Origin of the sequence: Aeromonas tecta (genome assembly GCF_000820185.1) — a bacterium.
Taxonomy (GTDB): Bacteria; Pseudomonadota; Gammaproteobacteria; order Enterobacterales; family Aeromonadaceae; genus Aeromonas; species Aeromonas tecta.
In genome coordinates this window covers 202,306-219,317 of sequence record NZ_CDCA01000022.1, presented here as the reverse complement: position 1 = coordinate 219,317, position 17,012 = coordinate 202,306, and the positions used below count along the sequence as shown (strand labels likewise).

The window sequence follows — 17,012 nt, the reverse complement described above, 5'->3', positions numbered from 1 at the left end:
AGCATTATTGCGGCCAGGGCTAACAGCCAAGTGCTGCTTTCCAATTTGGTCCCCGACTCATGCACGATCGCGATTCCCTGTTATTACAATGGGCGCGCCGGATATCCGGTGATGCCAGCCTCCAACTTGCCCTGATCTCCGGTGACGCCAGTTTTCGCCGCTACTTCCGTGGTGGCGCTCTGGTGTGGGTGGATGCCAATCCGAAAACCGAAAAAAATCATGAATTTGTCCGCAATGCAGCCGCGCTGAAACTGGGTGGGCTGCTGGCCCCCGAGGTCAGGGCGGTGGACTATGAACTGGGATTGCTGGCGGTGACGGATCTGGGCGATACCCAGCTGATAAACTGCTTGGACTCGCACAACGTACTGGCCTGGTATGACAAAGCCATCGCCCTGTTGCCGAGGCTCGGCGCGGTCGCGCTGGCGCTGGAACCCTTCGATAAAGCCTTTATGGCCCGTGAAGATGCCATCTTCCCCGAGTGGCTGCTGGGTCATCACCTGCAACTAGCCTTGAGCGAGGCCGAGCAGCAACTGCTGGGCGACACCTTCGCCTGCCTCACCGCCAACAACCTGGCGCAACCTCAGGGCGTGATGCACCGGGATTTTCACAGCCGCAACCTGATGGTGTGCGGCGAGCCGACCCCCACCAGCAGCGAGCTGGGCATCATCGATTTCCAGGACATGGTGATTGGTCCCCTCAGCTATGACCTGGTGTCCTTGCTTAAGGATTGCTACGTACGCTGGCCTGACGAGGTGATCGAGCAAGGCATGCGCCACGGCTTCGCGACCCTGAGTGAAGCTAACTTGCTGGCCGGGCTCGACTATGCGCGCTTTCGCCGTCACGCCGATCTCACCGGCATGCAGCGTCATCTGAAGGCGGCGGGCATCTTTACCCGCCTCCATCATCGGGATGGCAAGTCAGGTTACCTCAAGGATATTCCCCGTACTCTGGGCTATGTGGTGGATGTGTGTCGCCTGCACGGGGACGATTACCCTGTGTTGTCTCGTTTTGGTACTTGGTTGCAGCAGAATGTTTTGCCCGCCCTGGCACGAGTGGGTGCGTCGGTATGAAGGCGATGATCCTGGCCGCCGGCCGTGGCGAACGGATGCGCCCGCTCACCGATCTGTTGCCCAAGCCGTTGCTGGCGGTGGGGGGCAAGCCGCTCATCGTGCATCATATCGAGAAGTTGCAACGTGCCGGAGTGACGGATCTGGTCATCAACCACGCCTGGCTCGGTCACAAGCTGGTGGAAGCGCTCGGTGACGGCAGCGAGTTTGGGGTACAAATTCAGTGGTCGGCGGAAGAAACCGCGCTCGAAACCGCAGGCGGCATAGTTCAGGCACTGCCGCTGCTGGGGCCTGAGCCATTTCTGGTGATCAATGGCGACACCTGGCTGGATCTGGACTATCGCACCCTGGTGAACCAGAGGCTGGGAGACGATCTGGCCCACCTCTGGCTGGTGCCCAATCCGCCCCAACATCCTCATGGGGATTTCGCGCTGCAAGCCAGCCGGGTGCTGGACACACCGGCGCTGACTTTCAGTGGAGTTGGTGTGTATCGTCCCGAGGCCTTTGCAGATCTTCCCGTCGGCGCGCGCAAGCTGGCGCCCCTGCTGCGAGAGTGGATGGCACAGGGCCGCGTCGGCGGCAGCCTGCTGGCCGGTGAGTGGCGGGATATCGGTACAGTCGAGCGGCTACGGGAGCTGGATGACGAACTCCAAGTCGGGGCAGCACGGCAGCACAATTAATTTTCGACAGCATTGTTTGCCGACCCCTCCAGACTCGGGTTGGCGATCTACTCATTCATCTCACGAGGTCTTGAACCATGCGTATTTGGGGTAAGGTGCTTGGCGCCTTCTTCGGTTTTCTGCTCGGCAACATCTTTGGTGCCCTGCTGGGCCTGTGGATCGGCCATCGTTTCGATCGGGGCATGGGCATGTCTTTCCGCCGTGCGCCCACCCAGCAGCAACAGGATATCTTCTTCCACGCTACTTTTGCCGTCATGGGCCACATCGCCAAGGCGAGCGGTCAGGTCACCGAGCAGGAGATCCGGGTCGCCTCCAACCTGATGGACAGGATGCGCCTCTCCGGCGAGCAGCGAGTGCGGGCGCAGGAGTCGTTCCGCCAGGGCAAGGAGAGTGGCTTCCCACTGCGGGAGACCCTGGCCGAGTTCCGTCAGGCGAGCCAGGGGCAGCGCGATATCTTGCGCTTCTTCTTGGAGGTCCAGCTGCAGGCCGCCTTCGCCGATGGCCGGGTTGAAGCGGATGAACGCGCCATCCTGCAGACCATCGCCGATGAACTTGGTGTCAGCCGCATCGAGCTGGCGCGCATTCTGGCCATGGCCGAGGCGCAGATGAATTTCTTCCATCGCCAGCAACAGAGCGGTGGTCAGGGCCAGCAATACCGGCAGGAGGCTCCCTCGGCGGATCGCCTCAAGGATGCCTATCAGCTGCTGGGGGTGAGCGAGAGTGACAGCGATCAGGATATCAAGCGCGCCTATCGCAAGGAGATGAGCAAGCACCATCCGGACAAGCTGGCCGCCAAGGGCTTGCCACCCGAAATGATGGAGATGGCCAAGGAGAAGACTCAGGAGATCCAGCAGGCCTGGGAGTGGATCCGCGAGGCACGCGGCATCCGCTAGCCTCTGATCACCGAACGTTAATCATAAAAAATGCCCGTCGATGACGGGCATTTTTGTGTGTGGCAGCCGTGCTTAGTGGCTGTCGACCCAGACGAACTTGATAACGAACAGCAGGGCAACCACCAGCACGCAGGGGTTGATCTCGCGCCAGCGGCCAGTGCCTGCCTTCATCACGCAATAGGAGATGAAGCCCACGGCGATCCCCTCGGTGATGGAGAAGCTGAACGGCATCATGACCGCGGTCATGAAGGCCGGTACCGCCTCGGTCAGGTCTTCCCATTTGACCTTGGTCAGCTCGGAACACATCAGCACACCCACGTAGATGAGGGCGCCAGCGGCGGCGTAGGCGGGCACCATGGCGGCGATGGGGGAGAAGAAGATGGCCAGCAGGAACAAGACGCCAGCGACGATGGCAGTCAGGCCGGTACGGCCACCCACGGCGACCCCCGAGCTGCTCTCGATGTAAGCAGTGACCGATGAGGTACCCATAAAGGCGCCACCGACGGAACTCACGCTGTCGACCATCAGCGCCTGTTTCATGCGCGGGAAGCGACCCTTGTCATCCGCCAGCTTGGCACGGCTGGTTACCCCAATTAGGGTGCCGGATGAGTCAAATAGGTTGACTAGCATGAAGGAGAAGATGATCCCCGCGAGGCTGATGTCCAGCGACCCCATCAAGTCCAGTTGACCAAACACAGGGGTGATGCTGGGCGGCATGGAGACGAAGCCCTTGAAACTCACATCGCCAAACAGCCAGCCGAGGGTGGTGGTGACCACGATGGCGATCAGCACGGCGGAGTGCACGCCACGAGCGGAGAAGATGCAGATCAGGAAGAAGCCGAGCAGCCCCAGCAGGCAGGGCAGGGAAGTGAGGTTGCCCACCGTCACCATGGTGGCTGGGCTCGCGACCACAATACCGGCGTTATGCAGGCCGAGCAGGGCGATGAGCAGGCCGATGCCGGCGGTGATGCCGACTCGCAGGGTGAGCGGAATGTTGGCAATCAGCCAGTAGCGCACTCGCAGCAGGGTGAGGATCAGCAACCCCAAGGCGCCCCAGAAGATGGTGCCCATGCCGACTTGCCAGGAGTAGCCCATGCCGGCGACGACCACGAAGGCGAAGAAGGCATTGAGGCCCATGGCGGGGGCCAGGGCGATGGGCAGGTTGGCCAGCAAGCCCATGAGAATGCTGCCGATACCGGCGATGAGGCAGGTGGTGACGAACACGGCCTGGGTGTCCATGCCCGCAGCGGAGAGGATCTGCGGGTTGACGAAGACGATGTAGACCATGGTCAGGAAGGTGGTGATGCCGGCGATGACCTCGGTGCGGGCCGTGGTGCCATGACCTTTCAGGGCAAACAGACGCTCGAGCAATCCTTGCCCGGCCGCCTGGCTGGTGGCTTGATGTGATTGATTCATTTTGGATTCCAATGGGTGACGTGAAATAGGCAGCAGGCGCGATCCCGCCCATCCATAGGGGCTTGACCTTGTCGGTGGCGACTTAATCGCCAGACTCGTCCTGATACCGTGACAGCGCGCACATTTTTACACAGGCGCCGCGGTTTACAAACCCCGGATCTGCGAAGCGGATCAATGAATAGAGTAAAAATTCAAACGTTTGCTATCGGAGTGGCAAAAATGGAACTCGATAGAGACCATTATGCTTCCTGGTGAGGTTCAGAGGGTCTTGAAGTAGCGTTCGACCAACTGGGCCAGCATGGCGTCGCTGCGCTCTTGCAGGGCCGTCAGGGTCAGCCCCATCCGCTGTAGCAGCAAACTGGCCTGCGCGTCGTTCAGCTTGCGTCCCTCGATGAAGAATTCCTGCTCGGGCAACTGCTTGTCATGGCGTGGCAGCAGCACCCAGCTCACCCGCTCGGGTTCGATGGCGGCGAAGATCCGGCCAGCGGCGGCGCAGAAGGTTTCTATGTGTGACTTGCCATCGGGCCCGAGGCAGCCGGGTTCGATCCGGATCTGGATGGTGAGTTTCTTCACACTGCCTGTGGTCTGGGTCATCGGTTGGCATCGGTAGGGGGAGGCGGGGAGATTGTAAGCAAAAGGCAGCAAAAAGGGGAGCCCGGCTCCCCTTGTCACATACCTGATTCACCTATTTGGTGATGCGTTTGTACTTGGCGCGATGCGGTTGCACCGAGTCGGCGCCATAGGTCTTCTTCTTCCACTCTTCGTATTCGCTGAAGTTACCCTCGAAGAAGGCGATGTTGCCCTCGTCCTGGTAATCCAGAATGTGAGTGGCGATGCGGTCGAGGAACCAGCGATCGTGGGAAATGACCATGGCGCAACCCGGGAATTCCAACAGGGCGTTCTCGAGGGCGCGCAGGGTTTCGATGTCCAGATCGTTGGTTGGTTCATCGAGCAGCAACACGTTGCCGCCGGTTTGCAGCAGCTTGGCCAGATGCAGACGGCCACGCTCCCCCCCGGACAGCTCGCCAACCCGTTTCTGCTGGTCGGCACCCTTGAAGTTGAAGCGGCCGATATAGGCGCGGCTCGGGAACTCATGGTTGCCGATACGCAAAATATCCTGACCATCAGCCACTTCCTGGAACACCGTCTTCTTGTCGTCCATGCTGTCACGGAACTGATCCACCGAGGCCAGCACCACTGTGTCGCCCAGGGTGATGCTGCCGGAATCCGGCTGCTCCTGGCCTGACATCATGCGGAACAGGGTCGATTTACCGGCCCCGTTCGGACCGATAATGCCAACGATGGCGCCCTTCGGAACGGAGAAGGAGAGATCGTCGATCAGCACCCGATCACCGTAGGATTTACGCAGGTTGGCCACTTCCAGCACCTTGTCGCCGAGGCGGGGTCCGGGCGGAATGAACAGCTCGTTGGTCTCGTTGCGCTTCTGGTAGTCGTTGGTATTGAGCTCTTCGAAGCGCGCCATACGGGCCTTGGACTTGGCCTGGCGGCCTTTCGGGTTCTGACGAACCCACTCCAGTTCCTTCTCGATGGACTTGCGACGAGCGGCCTCGGAGCTGGCCTCCTGCGCCAGACGAGCATCTTTTTGCTCCAGCCAGGAGGAGTAGTTGCCCTCCCAAGGGATACCTTCACCACGGTCCAGCTCCAGGATCCAGCCCGCCACGTTGTCGAGGAAGTAGCGATCGTGGGTGATGGCCACGACGGTGCCCTCGTAGTCGTGCAGGAAGCGCTCAAGCCAGGCCACGGATTCCGCATCCAGGTGGTTGGTCGGCTCGTCCAGCAGCAGCATGTCCGGCTTTTCCAGCAACAGGCGGCACAGTGCCACGCGGCGGCGCTCACCCCCGGAGAGGTGCTTGATCTGGGCATCCCAGGCAGGCAGGCGCAAGGCATCGGCCGCACGCTCCAGCTGGTTTTCCATGTTGTGACCACCCTGAGCGGAGATGATGGCCTCCAGCTCGCCCTGTTCGCGGGCCAGCTTGTCGAAATCGGCATCCGGCTCGGCATAGGCCGCATAGACCTCATCCAGCCGCGCCATGGCACGTTTCACGTCACCAACGGCCTCTTCGACCGCTTCGCGTACCGTCTGCTCCGGATCCAGTTTTGGCTCCTGGGGCAGGTAGCCTATCTTGATGCCCGGCTGCGGGCGGGCTTCCCCTTCGATCTCTGTGTCGATCCCCGCCATGATGCGCAGCAGGGTGGATTTACCGGCCCCGTTCAGACCCAGCACACCGATCTTGGCGCCCGGGAAGAAGGAGAGGGAGATGTTCTTGAGAATATGACGCTTTGGCGGCACGACCTTGCCGACCCTGTTCATGGTGTAAATAAATTGAGCCATTGGCTAATTCTCTTCCTTTTCAGCAGTTTAATGTCTTGGCATTAACAGACTGATGTCGTGGTGGGGCCTGGTCGGCACAGACCAACCCGGTTCCAAAAAACCTGTCGATTGTAAACCAATGGGAAGGGGGCGGCAAAGCGGCGCACCGGTTGGTCATTCCGAGCCGGAAGTGGGCCAGCAAAGGACATAGAAGCCAGAGTGCTGTTTGGTAAATTGCCAGCCAAGGTGCGCGCTCCGCAGGCTTAATTTTTCCTTAAGCCTGTCTCGATAGGATTCGCTCTGAACTTGAGCCGTATCCGGACTTGCCACTGGTGTCGATGTTAGCGTCTGCCATCAGCGTGGCGTTTAGTTTCCTTGGGTTGTTGGTGTCCCGAGTAATAGAGCACCCGCTGCACATATTCCTGGGTCTCCTGATAGGGAGGCACGCCGCCATAACGAACCACGGCCTGTTCACCGGCGTTGTAGGCGGCACTGATCCTTATCCAGTCGGGGCCAAATTGTTTTTCCAGCCATTTCAAATAGATCATGGCGCCCCTTATGTTTTGCTCCGCATCGAACGGGCGGGTCACGCCGAAACGCTGCTGGGTTTCGGGGATGAGTTGCATGACCCCTTGGGCCTGTTTGGGTGAGACGGCGAAGCTGTTCAGGTTCGATTCGGCGATGGCGATGGCCAGCGCCAGTTGGGGGTTGACCTTATGACGCTGAGCCGCCAGGCGGATCATGCCGGCCAGCTTCTGCTTGGTCATGGACTGGCGAGCCAGGTAACTATCCTGATCGAAGGGGGTTGAGGGGCGTATCCAGGGGGCTCCACCGCCAGAGCCGCCGCCGACGCCGCAGGTGCCAAGAGGCGCATTGCCCACCCGCTCGTTGTAATAGCGGGCGGCTTGCTGGTTGCCAAGGCGCATGGCCATGGCGAGATAGGTATTGGCGTAGCGAGCGCTGCGGATCCCCTGTGGTCCACGGGCCAGCAGGCGACCGATGCGGAAATAGGCTTCCGGGTTGCCGAGGCTGGCCGCGTTGCAGTAGTAGGCGATAGCCTGCCTCGGATTGCTGCGCTCGATGGCGGCGCCCTGGCGCAAGGCATTCATCGCCTTGGGGGCTTGGCGAAAGGAATCGGCGTGGGTCGATGTGGTGGCCAGCAGGAGCAAGAGCCCCCAGCCCCAAGTGCAGAGTCTCTGCATGATGGATACCTCGTTTTCGTATCCGGAAGATATAGGCTCGATATGGGGGCGCTGCCAGCCAGCCGATGGAACATGTGGTTATGTGCGCGGTTATCAGAGATGAAAATGGTATGGAACTTTTGGCAGAGGGAAAAGCTTCCTTTCAGCCTGCATCAGCAACAATGGAAATGAGGCTATCAGACGAGATTTTTCGTCTCACCAAAAATGATAAACATATCATTTACAGGGTGGTAAACTTTATCGATTGTGCTTAACACCTTGTATTTGCATGAAGTTATGAAAACGGTCTGCGCATATCTGATGGCGCAAGCAGCAGACATGGTTGCACCCTTGGTCATAGTCGGGAAGCTCATATGGTTTATGCAGTCGATGTATCAGTAGTCGTTCCCGCCAAAGATGAGCGGGATAATCTGGCGTCTCTCATCGGTGAAATTGATGCCGCATTGGCCGGTAAATACGACTACGAACTGATCTACGTGGATGATGGTAGTGAGGACGACAGCTACGCCTTGCTGTGCGAATTGAAGACCCGTTTCACCAGGCTGAGAGTGGTTCGCCATGCCAAAGCCGTGGGTCAGAGCATGGCGGTACTCAGTGGTGTGCGGCACGGTCGTGGTGACTGGCTGGTGGTACTCGATGGTGACGGTCAGAACGATCCGGCCGACATTCCCGCCATGCTGGAGGAAGCCAAGCGCCGCTTCGCCGCAGACAAGAATCAGGTCGGGCTCATCGGTCACAGGGTGAATCGCCGTGATGATTGGGTCAAACGCCTCTCCTCCAAACTCGCCAACGGTTTTCGCGATCTGTTGCTGCGCGATGGTATCCCGGATACCGGCTGCGGCCTTAAGGTGGTGCGGCGCGACTGGTATCTGCGCCTGCCCGGTTTCAACCACATGCACCGCTACATTCCGGCGCTGATCCAGGCCCAGGGTGGCCGCATGTCACCCTGGCCGGTCAATCACAGACCCAGGCAGGCGGGTGTCTCCAAGTACGGCGTCTGGAACCGGCTCTGGGTCGGGCTGGTGGACGTGGTCGGTGTCTGGTGGCTGCAACGTCGCTCCAAGGTGGTTGAGGTAAGGGAGATACTGGAGTGATCGATACTCTGCTCTCGGAGCCACTGCTCTGGCTGGAGTGGACGGGCCTGCACGTGACGGGCTGGAAGATCATCGGCTATGCCGGTGCGCTGATGTTTGGCGGCCGCTGGCTGGTACAGTTTGTCGCCTCCAAGCGGGCTGGCAAGCCGGTCATTCCGCGCATGTTCTGGTATATGAGCGTGCTCGGCAGCCTGATGACGCTGAGCTATTTCATCTTCTCGCCCAAACAGGATTCTGTTGGCGTGCTGCAGAATCTTTTCCCTACCTTCACCGCACTCTACAGCCTCTATCTGGATATCCAGCATCGAGGTTGGCATCGCGATAAGGCCTCCGCTAAGGATGTACACAATGGATAGTGTTGATACCCGGCTCACCCTGCGCGCTGAATATCCGGCTCCTGGCGAGCTGTCAGTGCCCTGCTTGCGAGGTCTACCATGGTGAATGATCGCGCCTTGCTCAATCAGACTTCGCTTGGCTGGTTGTTGCTCATTGCACTGGTGGTGCTCGGCGCCGGTCTTGGTCTGCGAGACCCCTGGCCTGCTGATGAGCCACGTTTCGCCCTGATCGCCAAGGAGATGGTCGAGAGCGGCCAATGGCTGTTCCCCATGCGCGGTGGCGAGATCTATCCGGACAAGCCTCCGATGTTTATGTGGGGCATCGCCATCGGTTATTTGCTGACTGGTTCCATCAAGGTGGCCTTCTTGCTGCCTTCCCTGCTGGCGGGTCTGTTGACCATAGTGCTGACCTGGGATCTGGGGCGCCGGTTGTGGAACCCGGCCGTCGGCTTCATGGCAGGCTTGCTGCTGCTGTTTACCGTCCAGTTCACCCTGCAGGCCAAGACGGCCCAGATCGATGCGCTGGTCACCTTCTTCATCACCCTCGGGGTTTATGGTTTCGTCCGCTTCCTGCTCTGTGATGGTGGTTGGCGCTGGTACTGGCTCGGCTGGTTTGCCGCCGGGCTGGGTATCATCACCAAGGGAGTCGGGTTGTTGGCGCTGTTGATCCTGATCCCGGCTATCTGGACTCACAGAGATAAGATCCGCGCCGCTTCCCGGGCCGACTGGCTCAAGGGGCTGGCGGGGCCGCTGTTTATGCTGCTGGCCATCGGCCTGTGGCTGGTGCCCATGCTGATCGCGGTGGCCCAGAGTGGCGACCCCATCTTGCAGGCCTACCGGGACAACATACTGCTGCGCCAGACGGTGACCCGTTATGCCAACTCCTGGCATCACGTCAAACCCTTCTGGTACTACCTCACCTCGGTGATACCGCCATTCTGGCTGCCATTGTCCCTGTTGCTGCCCTGGCTGGTGGTGGAGTGGCGCAAGGCGGTTCAGGGGCAGGACAAGCGGGTCATCCTGCTGCTCGGTTATCTGCTGCTGGTGGTGGTGTTCTTCTCTGTGTCGCCTGGCAAGCGCGGCGTCTACGTCACGCCGGGTACGCCGGCACTGGCCTTGTTGACGGCTCCCTTCATCGGTGCGCTGTTGACGCGAGTCTGGCCGGGCCGCCTGCTGAGTGGACTCGGCTGGCTGCTGGGGATCCTCTGTGTGGGGGGCGCCGTGGCGTTGGCGTTCAGTGCCAAGCTGGCGAGCAAGGTCGGTGACATAGGTCCGGCGCCCTGGTTACCCCTGCTGGCGATGGGCGTGGCGCTGCTGTTGATCAATGTCTTGCTGCGGCGGGCACCGCTCAGCGCCATCCTCTGCTCTCTTGCTGTGGGTTGGCTCATCTACTCCAGCTGGATCTGTGTGAAGCTTAACGATATGCGCACCCCACAGGGCGTGATGACGCTCGCGGCCGAACGCGTGCCGGCAGGTGACGAACTGCTGCTCACCGGTTTCAAGGAGCAGCATTTGTTGTTCACTCAACAGCCGCTGCGGCACTATTCCTACCAGATGCCCGATGGAGAGCAGGCCCGTGAGGCGGCTGCCTGGGTGGTGGCAGCGCCCAAGCGCTGGGTGCTCGGCGCGGCCGATCTCATGGTGGTGTGCTTCGATCAGGAGAAGATGAGCAATCTCGGCAACCGTCATCGCACCGACTGGTTGCTGGCCGGGCCGGACGCTCTCAAGCCGGAATGCCAGGGGTTGACTCCCAAGATTGAACCCTTCAGCTACACACCCGGCCATTGAGGTCTGAACAACACAAAAGGGCTGCCACTGGCAGCCCTTTTTCATGGTCAGGCGGCGACTCGCCGCGGTCAGACGCGATAGTACGCTTTGTACCAGTCGACGAAGCTGGCCACCCCTTCCTCCAGCCCGACCCTAGGGCGATAGCCGGTGGCCTCGAACAGCGCCTCGGTATCGGCCCAGGTCGCGAGCACGTCACCGGGCTGCATCGGCAACAGGTTGCGAATGGCGGGTTTGCCGAGCGCCGCTTCGATGGCCTCCACGAAGTCGATGAGCCGTACCGGACTGCCATTGCCGATGTTGAAGAGTCGGTAAGGCGCCGGGCTGGCATCGGCTGCGCCTTGCCAGTGAGGATCGCCCTGTGGAGGCCGGTCCGCAACCCGGATCACCCCTTCGACGATGTCATCGATATGAGTGAAGTCCCGGCTAAGCTGGCCCTGGTTGTAGATGTCGATGGGCGCACCGCTCAGGATGGCGCGCACAAACTTGAACAGCGCCATGTCGGGTCGCCCCCAGGGGCCGTAGACGGTGAAGAAACGCAGCCCCGTGGTGGGCAGCCCATAGAGGTGGGAGTAAGAGTGAGCCATCAGCTCGTTGGCCTTCTTGCTCGCCGCGTAGAGGGAGACAGGGTGATCCACCCCGTCCGAGGTCTTGAACGGCATCTGCTCGTTGAGGCCATAGACCGAGCTCGACGAGGCATAAACCAGATGCTGCACCCCGTGGTGGCGGCAACCCTCAAGCACGGTGAGGGTACCGTTGAGATTGCTGTCGGCGTAGGCAAACGGGTTGTCGAGCGAGTAACGCACCCCGGCCTGGGCACCGAGGTGGATCACCCGATCGAACTGCTCGCGGGAAAACAGCGCAGGGATGGCAACCCGATCGGCGAGATCGAGTCGCTCGAAGCGAAAGCCGGGCAGTGGCAGCAACTGCGCCAGCCGCGCCTCCTTCAGGTTGACCTCGTAGTAGTCGTTGAGGTTGTCGATGCCAACCACCTGATGGCCATCATTGCAGAGCCTGCGCGCCACATGAAAACCGATAAAACCGGCGACACCCGTGACCAGATACTTCATTTGGCATGCTCCAGGCTGTTGCCACGGCCGATGGCGTAATAGGTGAAGCCACGTTGGCGCAGGCGGGCCGGATCATAGAGATTGCGTCCGTCGAAGATGACCGCCTGTTTCAGCGTTTGCTGGATCAGCTCGAAATCGGGAGCGCGGAACTGCTGCCACTCGGTGCAGATGAGTAGGGCGTCGGCTCCCTTGAGGGCCGCCTCCGGGGTGCCACACAGGCTCAGATCGTCGCGCAGACCATAGAGGTGCTGGGCCTCGGTCATGGCTTGCGGATCGAACGCCTGCACCTTGCCACCGGCGGCCCAGATAGCCTCCATCAGCACCCGGCTCGGGGCCTCTCGCATGTCATCGGTGTTGGGTTTGAAGGCGAGTCCCCAGAGCGCGAAGGTGCGCCCCGTCAGGTCGGTGCCGAAGTGCTGCTGTACACGCTCGACCAGCTTGTGTTTTTGTCGGTCGTTGACGCGCTCTACCGAACGCAGCAGCGGCGCCTCGCAGCCAATCTCGCTGGCGGTGTGGATCAGCGCCTTGACGTCTTTCGGGAAGCAGGAGCCGCCATAACCGCAGCCGGGGTAGATGAAGTGATAGCCGATGCGCGGATCGGCGCCTATGCCCTTGCGCACCGCCTCGATGTCGGCCCCCAGCTTCTCGGCCAGATTGGCCATCTCGTTCATGAAGGAGATCTTGGTGGCCAGCATGGCGTTGGCGGCATATTTGGTCAGTTCGGCGCTATGTACATCCATGTGGATGATGCGGTCATGATTGCGATTGAAGGGGGCATAGAGTTCTTCCAGCAGCGACATGGCATGGGCCGAGTCGGTACCGATGATGATCCGATCCGGCCGCAGGCAGTCGGCCACCGCCGCCCCTTCCTTGAGAAACTCCGGATTGGAGACCACCTCGAGCGGGAAGTCGACTCCGCGCGCATCCAGGATGGCCGCGATGTGCTGGCGTACCTTGGTGGCCGTGCCGACCGGTACCGTGCTCTTGTTGATCACCACCTTGCTGCCCTGCATCAGGCGGCCTATGGTGCCGGCCACCGCCAGTACGTGCTTGAGATCGGCCGAGCCATCTTCATCTGGCGGCGTGCCGACCGCGATGAAGATAAGCTCGGCAAAACTCACCCCCTCGGCCACGTCCGTGGTGAAGTGCAGGCGACCGGCCTGATAGTTGGCTTGCACCATGGGAGCCAGACCCGGTTCGAAGATGGGGATGATGCCCTCTTTCAGGCGCTCGACCTTGGCTGAATCCACGTCCACACAGGTCACTCTGTGGCCCATTTCGGCCAGCACGGCGGCCTGGACCAATCCCACATAACCTATTCCGAATACGGCGACTCTCATCTGCTTTCGTTCCTTGGTGCTGACAATTGCAAGGCACCTATTCTAGAACGATTCGCGCGTTTGAGCAGCGGGATCCTGCGACTCGTTCAGAATGGGATCAGGCTGGCGCGAATGGGATATTTTGGTGCAATGGCTGTAACGCAGATCTGACGAGCCCCATATTGGTGCGTTTGGCCGGTTGTTGTGATCCGGCTCACTATAATCGGACACTGTCGCCATAACGAAGCCCCGATCACGGGGCTCGCACCCACTCGCAAGGGCATGAAAACACTCAATTCACTTCGCTATGGACATAGGTTATGGACAACACCCCCCGCTTGGCACATCCGCTCTATGAGGATGTGCTCGCCCTGCTGACCGCGGCAGGCTTCGTTTCACTCGGTATCTTCCTGTTTCATCAAGTCGGTCTGCTCACCGGCGGTACCGCTGGCTTGGCATTGCTGCTGCAACAAGTAACTGGGCTGAGCTTCGGCCTGCTGTTTTTTGGCATGAATCTGCCGTTCTATGCCTTGGCCTGGCTCAGGATGGGGCCGCGCTTCACCCTCAACACCTTCGCCTCGGTCGCGGCGGTCTCCTTCATGACGGATCACCTCAATGCCGTGCTGCAGATTGGCAAGATAGAGCCGGTCTACGCTGCCCTCATCGGCGGCACCCTGATCGGCATGGGGCTGCTCATCATGTTTCGTCACAAGTCGAGCCTGGGTGGCTTTAACATTCTGGCGCTATTTATTCAGGACAAGTTCGGCATTCGGGCAGGAAAGCTGCAAATGGGGCTGGATTGCACCATCGTCATCGCCTCTTGTTTTGTGGTTTCCCCCTGGTTGCTGGCGCTCTCGGTGATTGCGGCCATCATCTGTAACCTGGTGTTGACACTCAATCACAAGCCGGGCCGCTACCAGATAGCCTGAGCCTTGCCTGCCAGAGCGCTGCCATTGGCCGGTGATGGGCAATGGCGAATCGGGTTTCAACCAGATAGCCGCGGCGACCCCGCCAGTGGAAACAAACAGAGCGCCCAAGGGCGCTCTGTTGCTATCTGCGTGTAGTGGCGAGTTCGCCGTCATACCACCATGGGCAGGCCGGTATCCGGGTGATGCAGCACCTGCGCCGGATAGCCATAGAGACGAGCGATGAGCTCGGGGGTGAGCACCTCGGTCGGCGCTCCATCCGCCATCACCCTGCCTTGTTCCAGCATCACCAAGCGATCGGCATAGCGCGCCGCCAGATTGAGATCGTGCAGCACCACCAGTACGGCGGTATTGCGACCGGCGAGGGCGCGAGCCATGGTGAGCAGCTGGTGCTGATATTTGAGATCGAGCGCCGAGGTGGGCTCGTCCAGCAGCAGCAGACGTGGCGCCTGGGGATCTTCCGGCGCCTGCCAGATCTGGGCCAGCACCCGGGCAAACTGCACCCGCTGCCGCTCGCCACCCGACAGGCCGGGATAGAGGCGGCCCACCAGATGTTCAACCCCGGCGTGGGTCATGGCGGCTTGCACTATCTCGTCACGGCGGCTGCCGGGTTCGGTATGAGGCAGTCGCCCCATGGCCACCACCTCTTCACACAGAAATGGAAAACTGAGCGATGAACTCTGGGGCAACACGCCGAGTCGGTGTGCCAGATCCGTGCTGACCCAACTTTGCCGCGCGCGGCCAAACAGACTGATCTCGCCGTCATATTCCAGCTCGCCGGTCAGGCACTTGAGCAGCGAGCTTTTGCCCGCGCCGTTTGGGCCGAGCAGGGCGGTCAGGCTGCCTGACTGCAAGGAGAGGCTGAGTTTGTCCAGAATGAGACGTCCCCCCCGCGTCAGGCTGACATCCTGGCAGCCAAGCAGGGGAGATGAGGATTGTCCGGGCAAGATGAGGTTCTCCTGTTACAGCGTCTGGCGACTCTTGACCAGCAGCCAGATAAAGAAGGGGGCACCGAGCAGGGCGGTGATGATGCCGACCGGCAGTTCGGCGGGGGCCAGCAGGGTGCGGGCCAGCATGTCGGCCCCCAGCAGCAGGGCTGCGCCGAGCAGGGCCGAGAGCGGCAGCAGCCTGACATGGTTGGGGCCGGCCAGCAGTCGTACCAGATGAGGCACCACCAGACCGACGAAGCCGATCATGCCCGCCACCGCGACGGCGACACCGACGCCTGCGGCGGTGAGCAGGATCAGTCGCCGCTTGAGGGATTGTACATTGACCCCCAGGTGGCGCGCCTCGCCCTCTCCCAGCAGCAGGGCATTGAGCGGATTGGCATCGCGCATGAACAGCAGCAGCAGCGCGGCCAGGGTTGCCAGGGCTAAAGCCACATCCGCCGGTTTGCCCGCGGCCAGGGAGCCCATCTGCCACAGGCTGAGGTTGCGCAGCATCTGATCGTCGGCCAGATAGGTGAGCAGGCCAATGACGGCGCCCGACAGCGCCGTGATGGCGACCCCGGCCAGCAGCATGACGGTGACCGAAGTGCCACCTTCACGAGTGCCCAGCAAATATACGAGCGTGGTGGTCAGGGCGCCGCCGAGGAAGGCGAGCAGGGGTAGCAGGCCGAGACCGAGCAGGTTCTGCAACTGCTGACCGAGGGGAGCCAGCAGCACTATGGCCAGCGCCGCACCGAGGGCGGCACCGCCGGAGACCCCTATGATGCCGGGATCGGCGAGGGGATTGCGAAACAGCCCCTGCATCACGGCGCCACAGAGGCCGAGGATGCCTCCCACCGCGATGCACAGCAGGGTGCGGGGCAGGCGGATCTCTTGCACGATCAGCAGCTTGTGCGCTTCGATCCCGCTCTCTTTACCGGCAAACAGGGCCTGCAGGCTCTCGCCAAGGGACAGGGACATGGGGCCGGTCGCCAAGGAGCCCACCAGCAGCAGCGCCAGCGCGCCGCAGGTGAGGCCAAGCAGCCAGGGCAGGGGCAGACGCATCATGAACCCTGCTGGATCCACAAGGCTATCTGGTTGGCCTGTTGCAGGGAGCGCAGGCTGAGACCACCTTGCAGGGCATGACCATCGATAGCATGGATGGCCTTGTTCTTGCCCGCCGGGGTGGCGGCCAGCGCCGGCACCTGGGCCAGCACGCTGTCGATATTCTGGAATTGTTGCCAGTCACGACCACTCACCAGCACCAGATCTGGCTGCATCTCGATCAGGGATTCGGTGGAGACGGGCTTGTAGTCATGGAGCTGGGCCACCGGGTTGACGCCGCCGGCCAGGGTCACCAGGGCGCTGGCGGTGGTATTGCCGCCGGCGATGCTGGTGGGTTGGCCCTTGTGCAGCAGCAGGAAGGCGACTTTGAGCGGCTTGTTCTGTTTGGCCTGGGCCGCCAGCTTGTCACTCTGGCTGGCGATGTCGGCCTTCAGCTTGGCGCCCGCTTCCGGGGTACCCAGCAACTGGGCCAGGGTGTCGATGCGCTCGTTGAGGTTGGCCAGCGTCGGGGCCGTGGCCATGACGTCGACCTTGACGCCGGCGCGGCGCAGCTGCTCTAGAGTGGCATTGGGGCCCATCTCGTCGCTGCCAACCACCCGGGTCGGGGCCAGGCTCAGGATCCCTTCGGCGGCCAGGGCGCGATGATAGCCCACCTTGGGCAGGTTCTTGGGCTCGGGGCTGCTCACATCGGTGGCGATCAGGCTGGATTGCCCCCCAAGGGCCAGGATCAGCTCGGTGGTGGCCGGGCCTACACTGACGATGCGCTCTTGCGCCATCGCTGGCAGAGACAGGGCGGACAGGGAAAGAGTGGCGCAGCCGAACAGGCTGAGAGCGAGGGCAAAACGACGGCCCATGCGAACCTCCGAGGGGTGAGTGAGAGTGGGATTGCCGCCGAGAATATC

Annotated in this window: 16 protein-coding genes; 7 read left to right on the top strand and 9 right to left on the bottom strand. The window is 61.2% G+C overall.

Annotated features, from left to right (window positions below):
* Positions 1–59: 59 nt before the first annotated feature.
* From BN1137_RS08080 to djlA, 3 genes are all read left to right on the top strand, one after another.
* Complete coding sequence (locus BN1137_RS08080) at positions 60–1,070, top strand: aminoglycoside phosphotransferase family protein (protein WP_050718107.1); 1,011 nt, start codon at positions 60–62, stop codon at positions 1,068–1,070.
* Positions 1,067–1,747: an N-acetylmuramate alpha-1-phosphate uridylyltransferase MurU gene (murU, locus tag BN1137_RS08075; protein ID WP_050718106.1), complete on the top strand. Its 681-nt coding sequence runs from the start codon at positions 1,067–1,069 to the stop codon at positions 1,745–1,747. The genes BN1137_RS08080 and murU overlap by 4 nt, the downstream gene beginning before the upstream one ends.
* A gap of 77 nt (positions 1,748–1,824) precedes the next feature.
* The gene (gene djlA, locus BN1137_RS08070) at positions 1,825–2,640 is read left to right on the top strand and encodes a co-chaperone DjlA (RefSeq protein ID WP_050718105.1); all 816 of its coding nucleotides are present in this window, start codon (positions 1,825–1,827) and stop codon (positions 2,638–2,640) included.
* A gap of 72 nt (positions 2,641–2,712) precedes the next feature.
* Here the strand turns inward: djlA and BN1137_RS08065 are convergent, their stop codons facing one another.
* The 4 genes from BN1137_RS08065 to BN1137_RS08050 form a co-directional block, all read right to left on the bottom strand.
* A complete protein-coding gene (locus BN1137_RS08065) occupies positions 2,713–4,056 on the bottom strand; it encodes an NCS2 family permease (RefSeq protein WP_050718104.1) in 1,344 nt (447 codons plus the stop codon).
* A gap of 258 nt (positions 4,057–4,314) precedes the next feature.
* Entirely contained in the window at positions 4,315–4,650 is a 336-nt protein-coding gene (locus BN1137_RS08060; RefSeq protein WP_050718103.1) for a hypothetical protein, read from the bottom strand.
* A 91-nt stretch (positions 4,651–4,741) separates the two neighbouring features.
* Positions 4,742–6,409, bottom strand: a complete 1,668-nt coding sequence (ettA, locus tag BN1137_RS08055; protein WP_050718102.1) for an energy-dependent translational throttle protein EttA — start codon at positions 6,407–6,409, stop codon at positions 4,742–4,744.
* A 320-nt stretch (positions 6,410–6,729) separates the two neighbouring features.
* The gene (locus tag BN1137_RS08050; protein ID WP_050718101.1) at positions 6,730–7,590 is read right to left on the bottom strand and encodes a lytic transglycosylase domain-containing protein; all 861 of its coding nucleotides are present in this window, start codon (positions 7,588–7,590) and stop codon (positions 6,730–6,732) included.
* 353 nt (positions 7,591–7,943) lie between these two features.
* On the opposite strand from BN1137_RS08050, the gene BN1137_RS08045 reads away from it, so the two are divergent.
* From BN1137_RS08045 to BN1137_RS08035, 3 genes are all read left to right on the top strand, one after another.
* On the top strand, positions 7,944–8,684 hold the full coding sequence (locus BN1137_RS08045) for a glycosyltransferase (RefSeq protein ID WP_050718100.1): 741 nt from the start codon (positions 7,944–7,946) through the stop codon (positions 8,682–8,684).
* A complete protein-coding gene (locus tag BN1137_RS08040; RefSeq protein WP_157433675.1) occupies positions 8,681–9,040 on the top strand; it encodes a lipid-A-disaccharide synthase N-terminal domain-containing protein in 360 nt (119 codons plus the stop codon). Before BN1137_RS08045 ends, BN1137_RS08040 begins: the two co-directional genes overlap by 4 nt.
* 78 nt (positions 9,041–9,118) lie before the next feature.
* Positions 9,119–10,807 (top strand): ArnT family glycosyltransferase, encoded by a 1,689-nt coding sequence (locus BN1137_RS08035; protein ID WP_050718099.1) that lies wholly within the window; start codon positions 9,119–9,121, stop codon positions 10,805–10,807.
* A gap of 68 nt (positions 10,808–10,875) precedes the next feature.
* Here BN1137_RS08035 and BN1137_RS08030 read toward each other — a convergent pair whose 3' ends face one another.
* Positions 10,876–11,874 (bottom strand): NAD-dependent epimerase, encoded by a 999-nt coding sequence (locus BN1137_RS08030; protein WP_050718098.1) that lies wholly within the window; start codon positions 11,872–11,874, stop codon positions 10,876–10,878.
* A complete protein-coding gene (locus BN1137_RS08025) occupies positions 11,871–13,214 on the bottom strand; it encodes a UDP-glucose dehydrogenase family protein (RefSeq protein WP_050718097.1) in 1,344 nt (447 codons plus the stop codon). The genes BN1137_RS08030 and BN1137_RS08025 overlap by 4 nt, the downstream gene beginning before the upstream one ends.
* A 299-nt stretch (positions 13,215–13,513) precedes the next feature.
* Between BN1137_RS08025 and BN1137_RS08020 the strand changes: the two genes are divergently transcribed.
* Positions 13,514–14,122, top strand: coding sequence for a YitT family protein (locus BN1137_RS08020; RefSeq protein ID WP_050718096.1), 609 nt, complete (start codon positions 13,514–13,516; stop codon positions 14,120–14,122).
* Positions 14,123–14,271: 149 nt separating this feature from the next.
* On the opposite strand, the gene BN1137_RS08015 is transcribed toward BN1137_RS08020, so the two are convergent.
* Genes BN1137_RS08015 through BN1137_RS08005 form a run of 3 tightly spaced genes read right to left on the bottom strand, consistent with a single transcriptional unit; the run spans position 14,272 to position 16,964 of the window.
* Positions 14,272–15,066, bottom strand: a complete 795-nt coding sequence (locus BN1137_RS08015) for a heme ABC transporter ATP-binding protein (protein WP_050718095.1) — start codon at positions 15,064–15,066, stop codon at positions 14,272–14,274.
* Positions 15,067–15,081: 15 nt separating this feature from the next.
* Entirely contained in the window at positions 15,082–16,113 is a 1,032-nt protein-coding gene (locus BN1137_RS08010; RefSeq protein WP_050718094.1) for a FecCD family ABC transporter permease, read from the bottom strand.
* Positions 16,110–16,964, bottom strand: coding sequence for a heme/hemin ABC transporter substrate-binding protein (locus BN1137_RS08005; protein WP_050718093.1), 855 nt, complete (start codon positions 16,962–16,964; stop codon positions 16,110–16,112). Before BN1137_RS08005 ends, BN1137_RS08010 begins: the two co-directional genes overlap by 4 nt.
* Positions 16,965–17,012 lie beyond the last annotated feature (48 nt).

Excerpts from the sequence above, each read along its gene's own strand:
- BN1137_RS08080 (WP_050718107.1), top strand. The coding sequence starts at position 60 with ATGCACGATCGCGATTCCCTGTTATTACAATGGGCGCGCCGGATATCC.
- murU (WP_050718106.1), top strand. The coding sequence starts at position 1,067 with ATGAAGGCGATGATCCTGGCCGCCGGCCGTGGCGAACGGATGCGCCCG.
- djlA (WP_050718105.1), top strand. The coding sequence starts at position 1,825 with ATGCGTATTTGGGGTAAGGTGCTTGGCGCCTTCTTCGGTTTTCTGCTC.
- BN1137_RS08065 (WP_050718104.1), bottom strand. The coding sequence starts at position 4,056 with ATGAATCAATCACATCAAGCCACCAGCCAGGCGGCCGGGCAAGGATTG.
- BN1137_RS08060 (WP_050718103.1), bottom strand. The coding sequence starts at position 4,650 with ATGACCCAGACCACAGGCAGTGTGAAGAAACTCACCATCCAGATCCGG.
- ettA (WP_050718102.1), bottom strand. The coding sequence starts at position 6,409 with ATGGCTCAATTTATTTACACCATGAACAGGGTCGGCAAGGTCGTGCCG.
- BN1137_RS08050 (WP_050718101.1), bottom strand. The coding sequence starts at position 7,590 with ATGCAGAGACTCTGCACTTGGGGCTGGGGGCTCTTGCTCCTGCTGGCC.
- BN1137_RS08045 (WP_050718100.1), top strand. The coding sequence starts at position 7,944 with ATGGTTTATGCAGTCGATGTATCAGTAGTCGTTCCCGCCAAAGATGAG.
- BN1137_RS08035 (WP_050718099.1), top strand. The coding sequence starts at position 9,119 with ATGGTGAATGATCGCGCCTTGCTCAATCAGACTTCGCTTGGCTGGTTG.
- BN1137_RS08030 (WP_050718098.1), bottom strand. The coding sequence starts at position 11,874 with ATGAAGTATCTGGTCACGGGTGTCGCCGGTTTTATCGGTTTTCATGTG.
- BN1137_RS08025 (WP_050718097.1), bottom strand. The coding sequence starts at position 13,214 with ATGAGAGTCGCCGTATTCGGAATAGGTTATGTGGGATTGGTCCAGGCC.
- BN1137_RS08020 (WP_050718096.1), top strand. The coding sequence starts at position 13,514 with ATGGACAACACCCCCCGCTTGGCACATCCGCTCTATGAGGATGTGCTC.
- BN1137_RS08010 (WP_050718094.1), bottom strand. The coding sequence starts at position 16,113 with ATGATGCGTCTGCCCCTGCCCTGGCTGCTTGGCCTCACCTGCGGCGCG.
- BN1137_RS08005 (WP_050718093.1), bottom strand. The coding sequence starts at position 16,964 with ATGGGCCGTCGTTTTGCCCTCGCTCTCAGCCTGTTCGGCTGCGCCACT.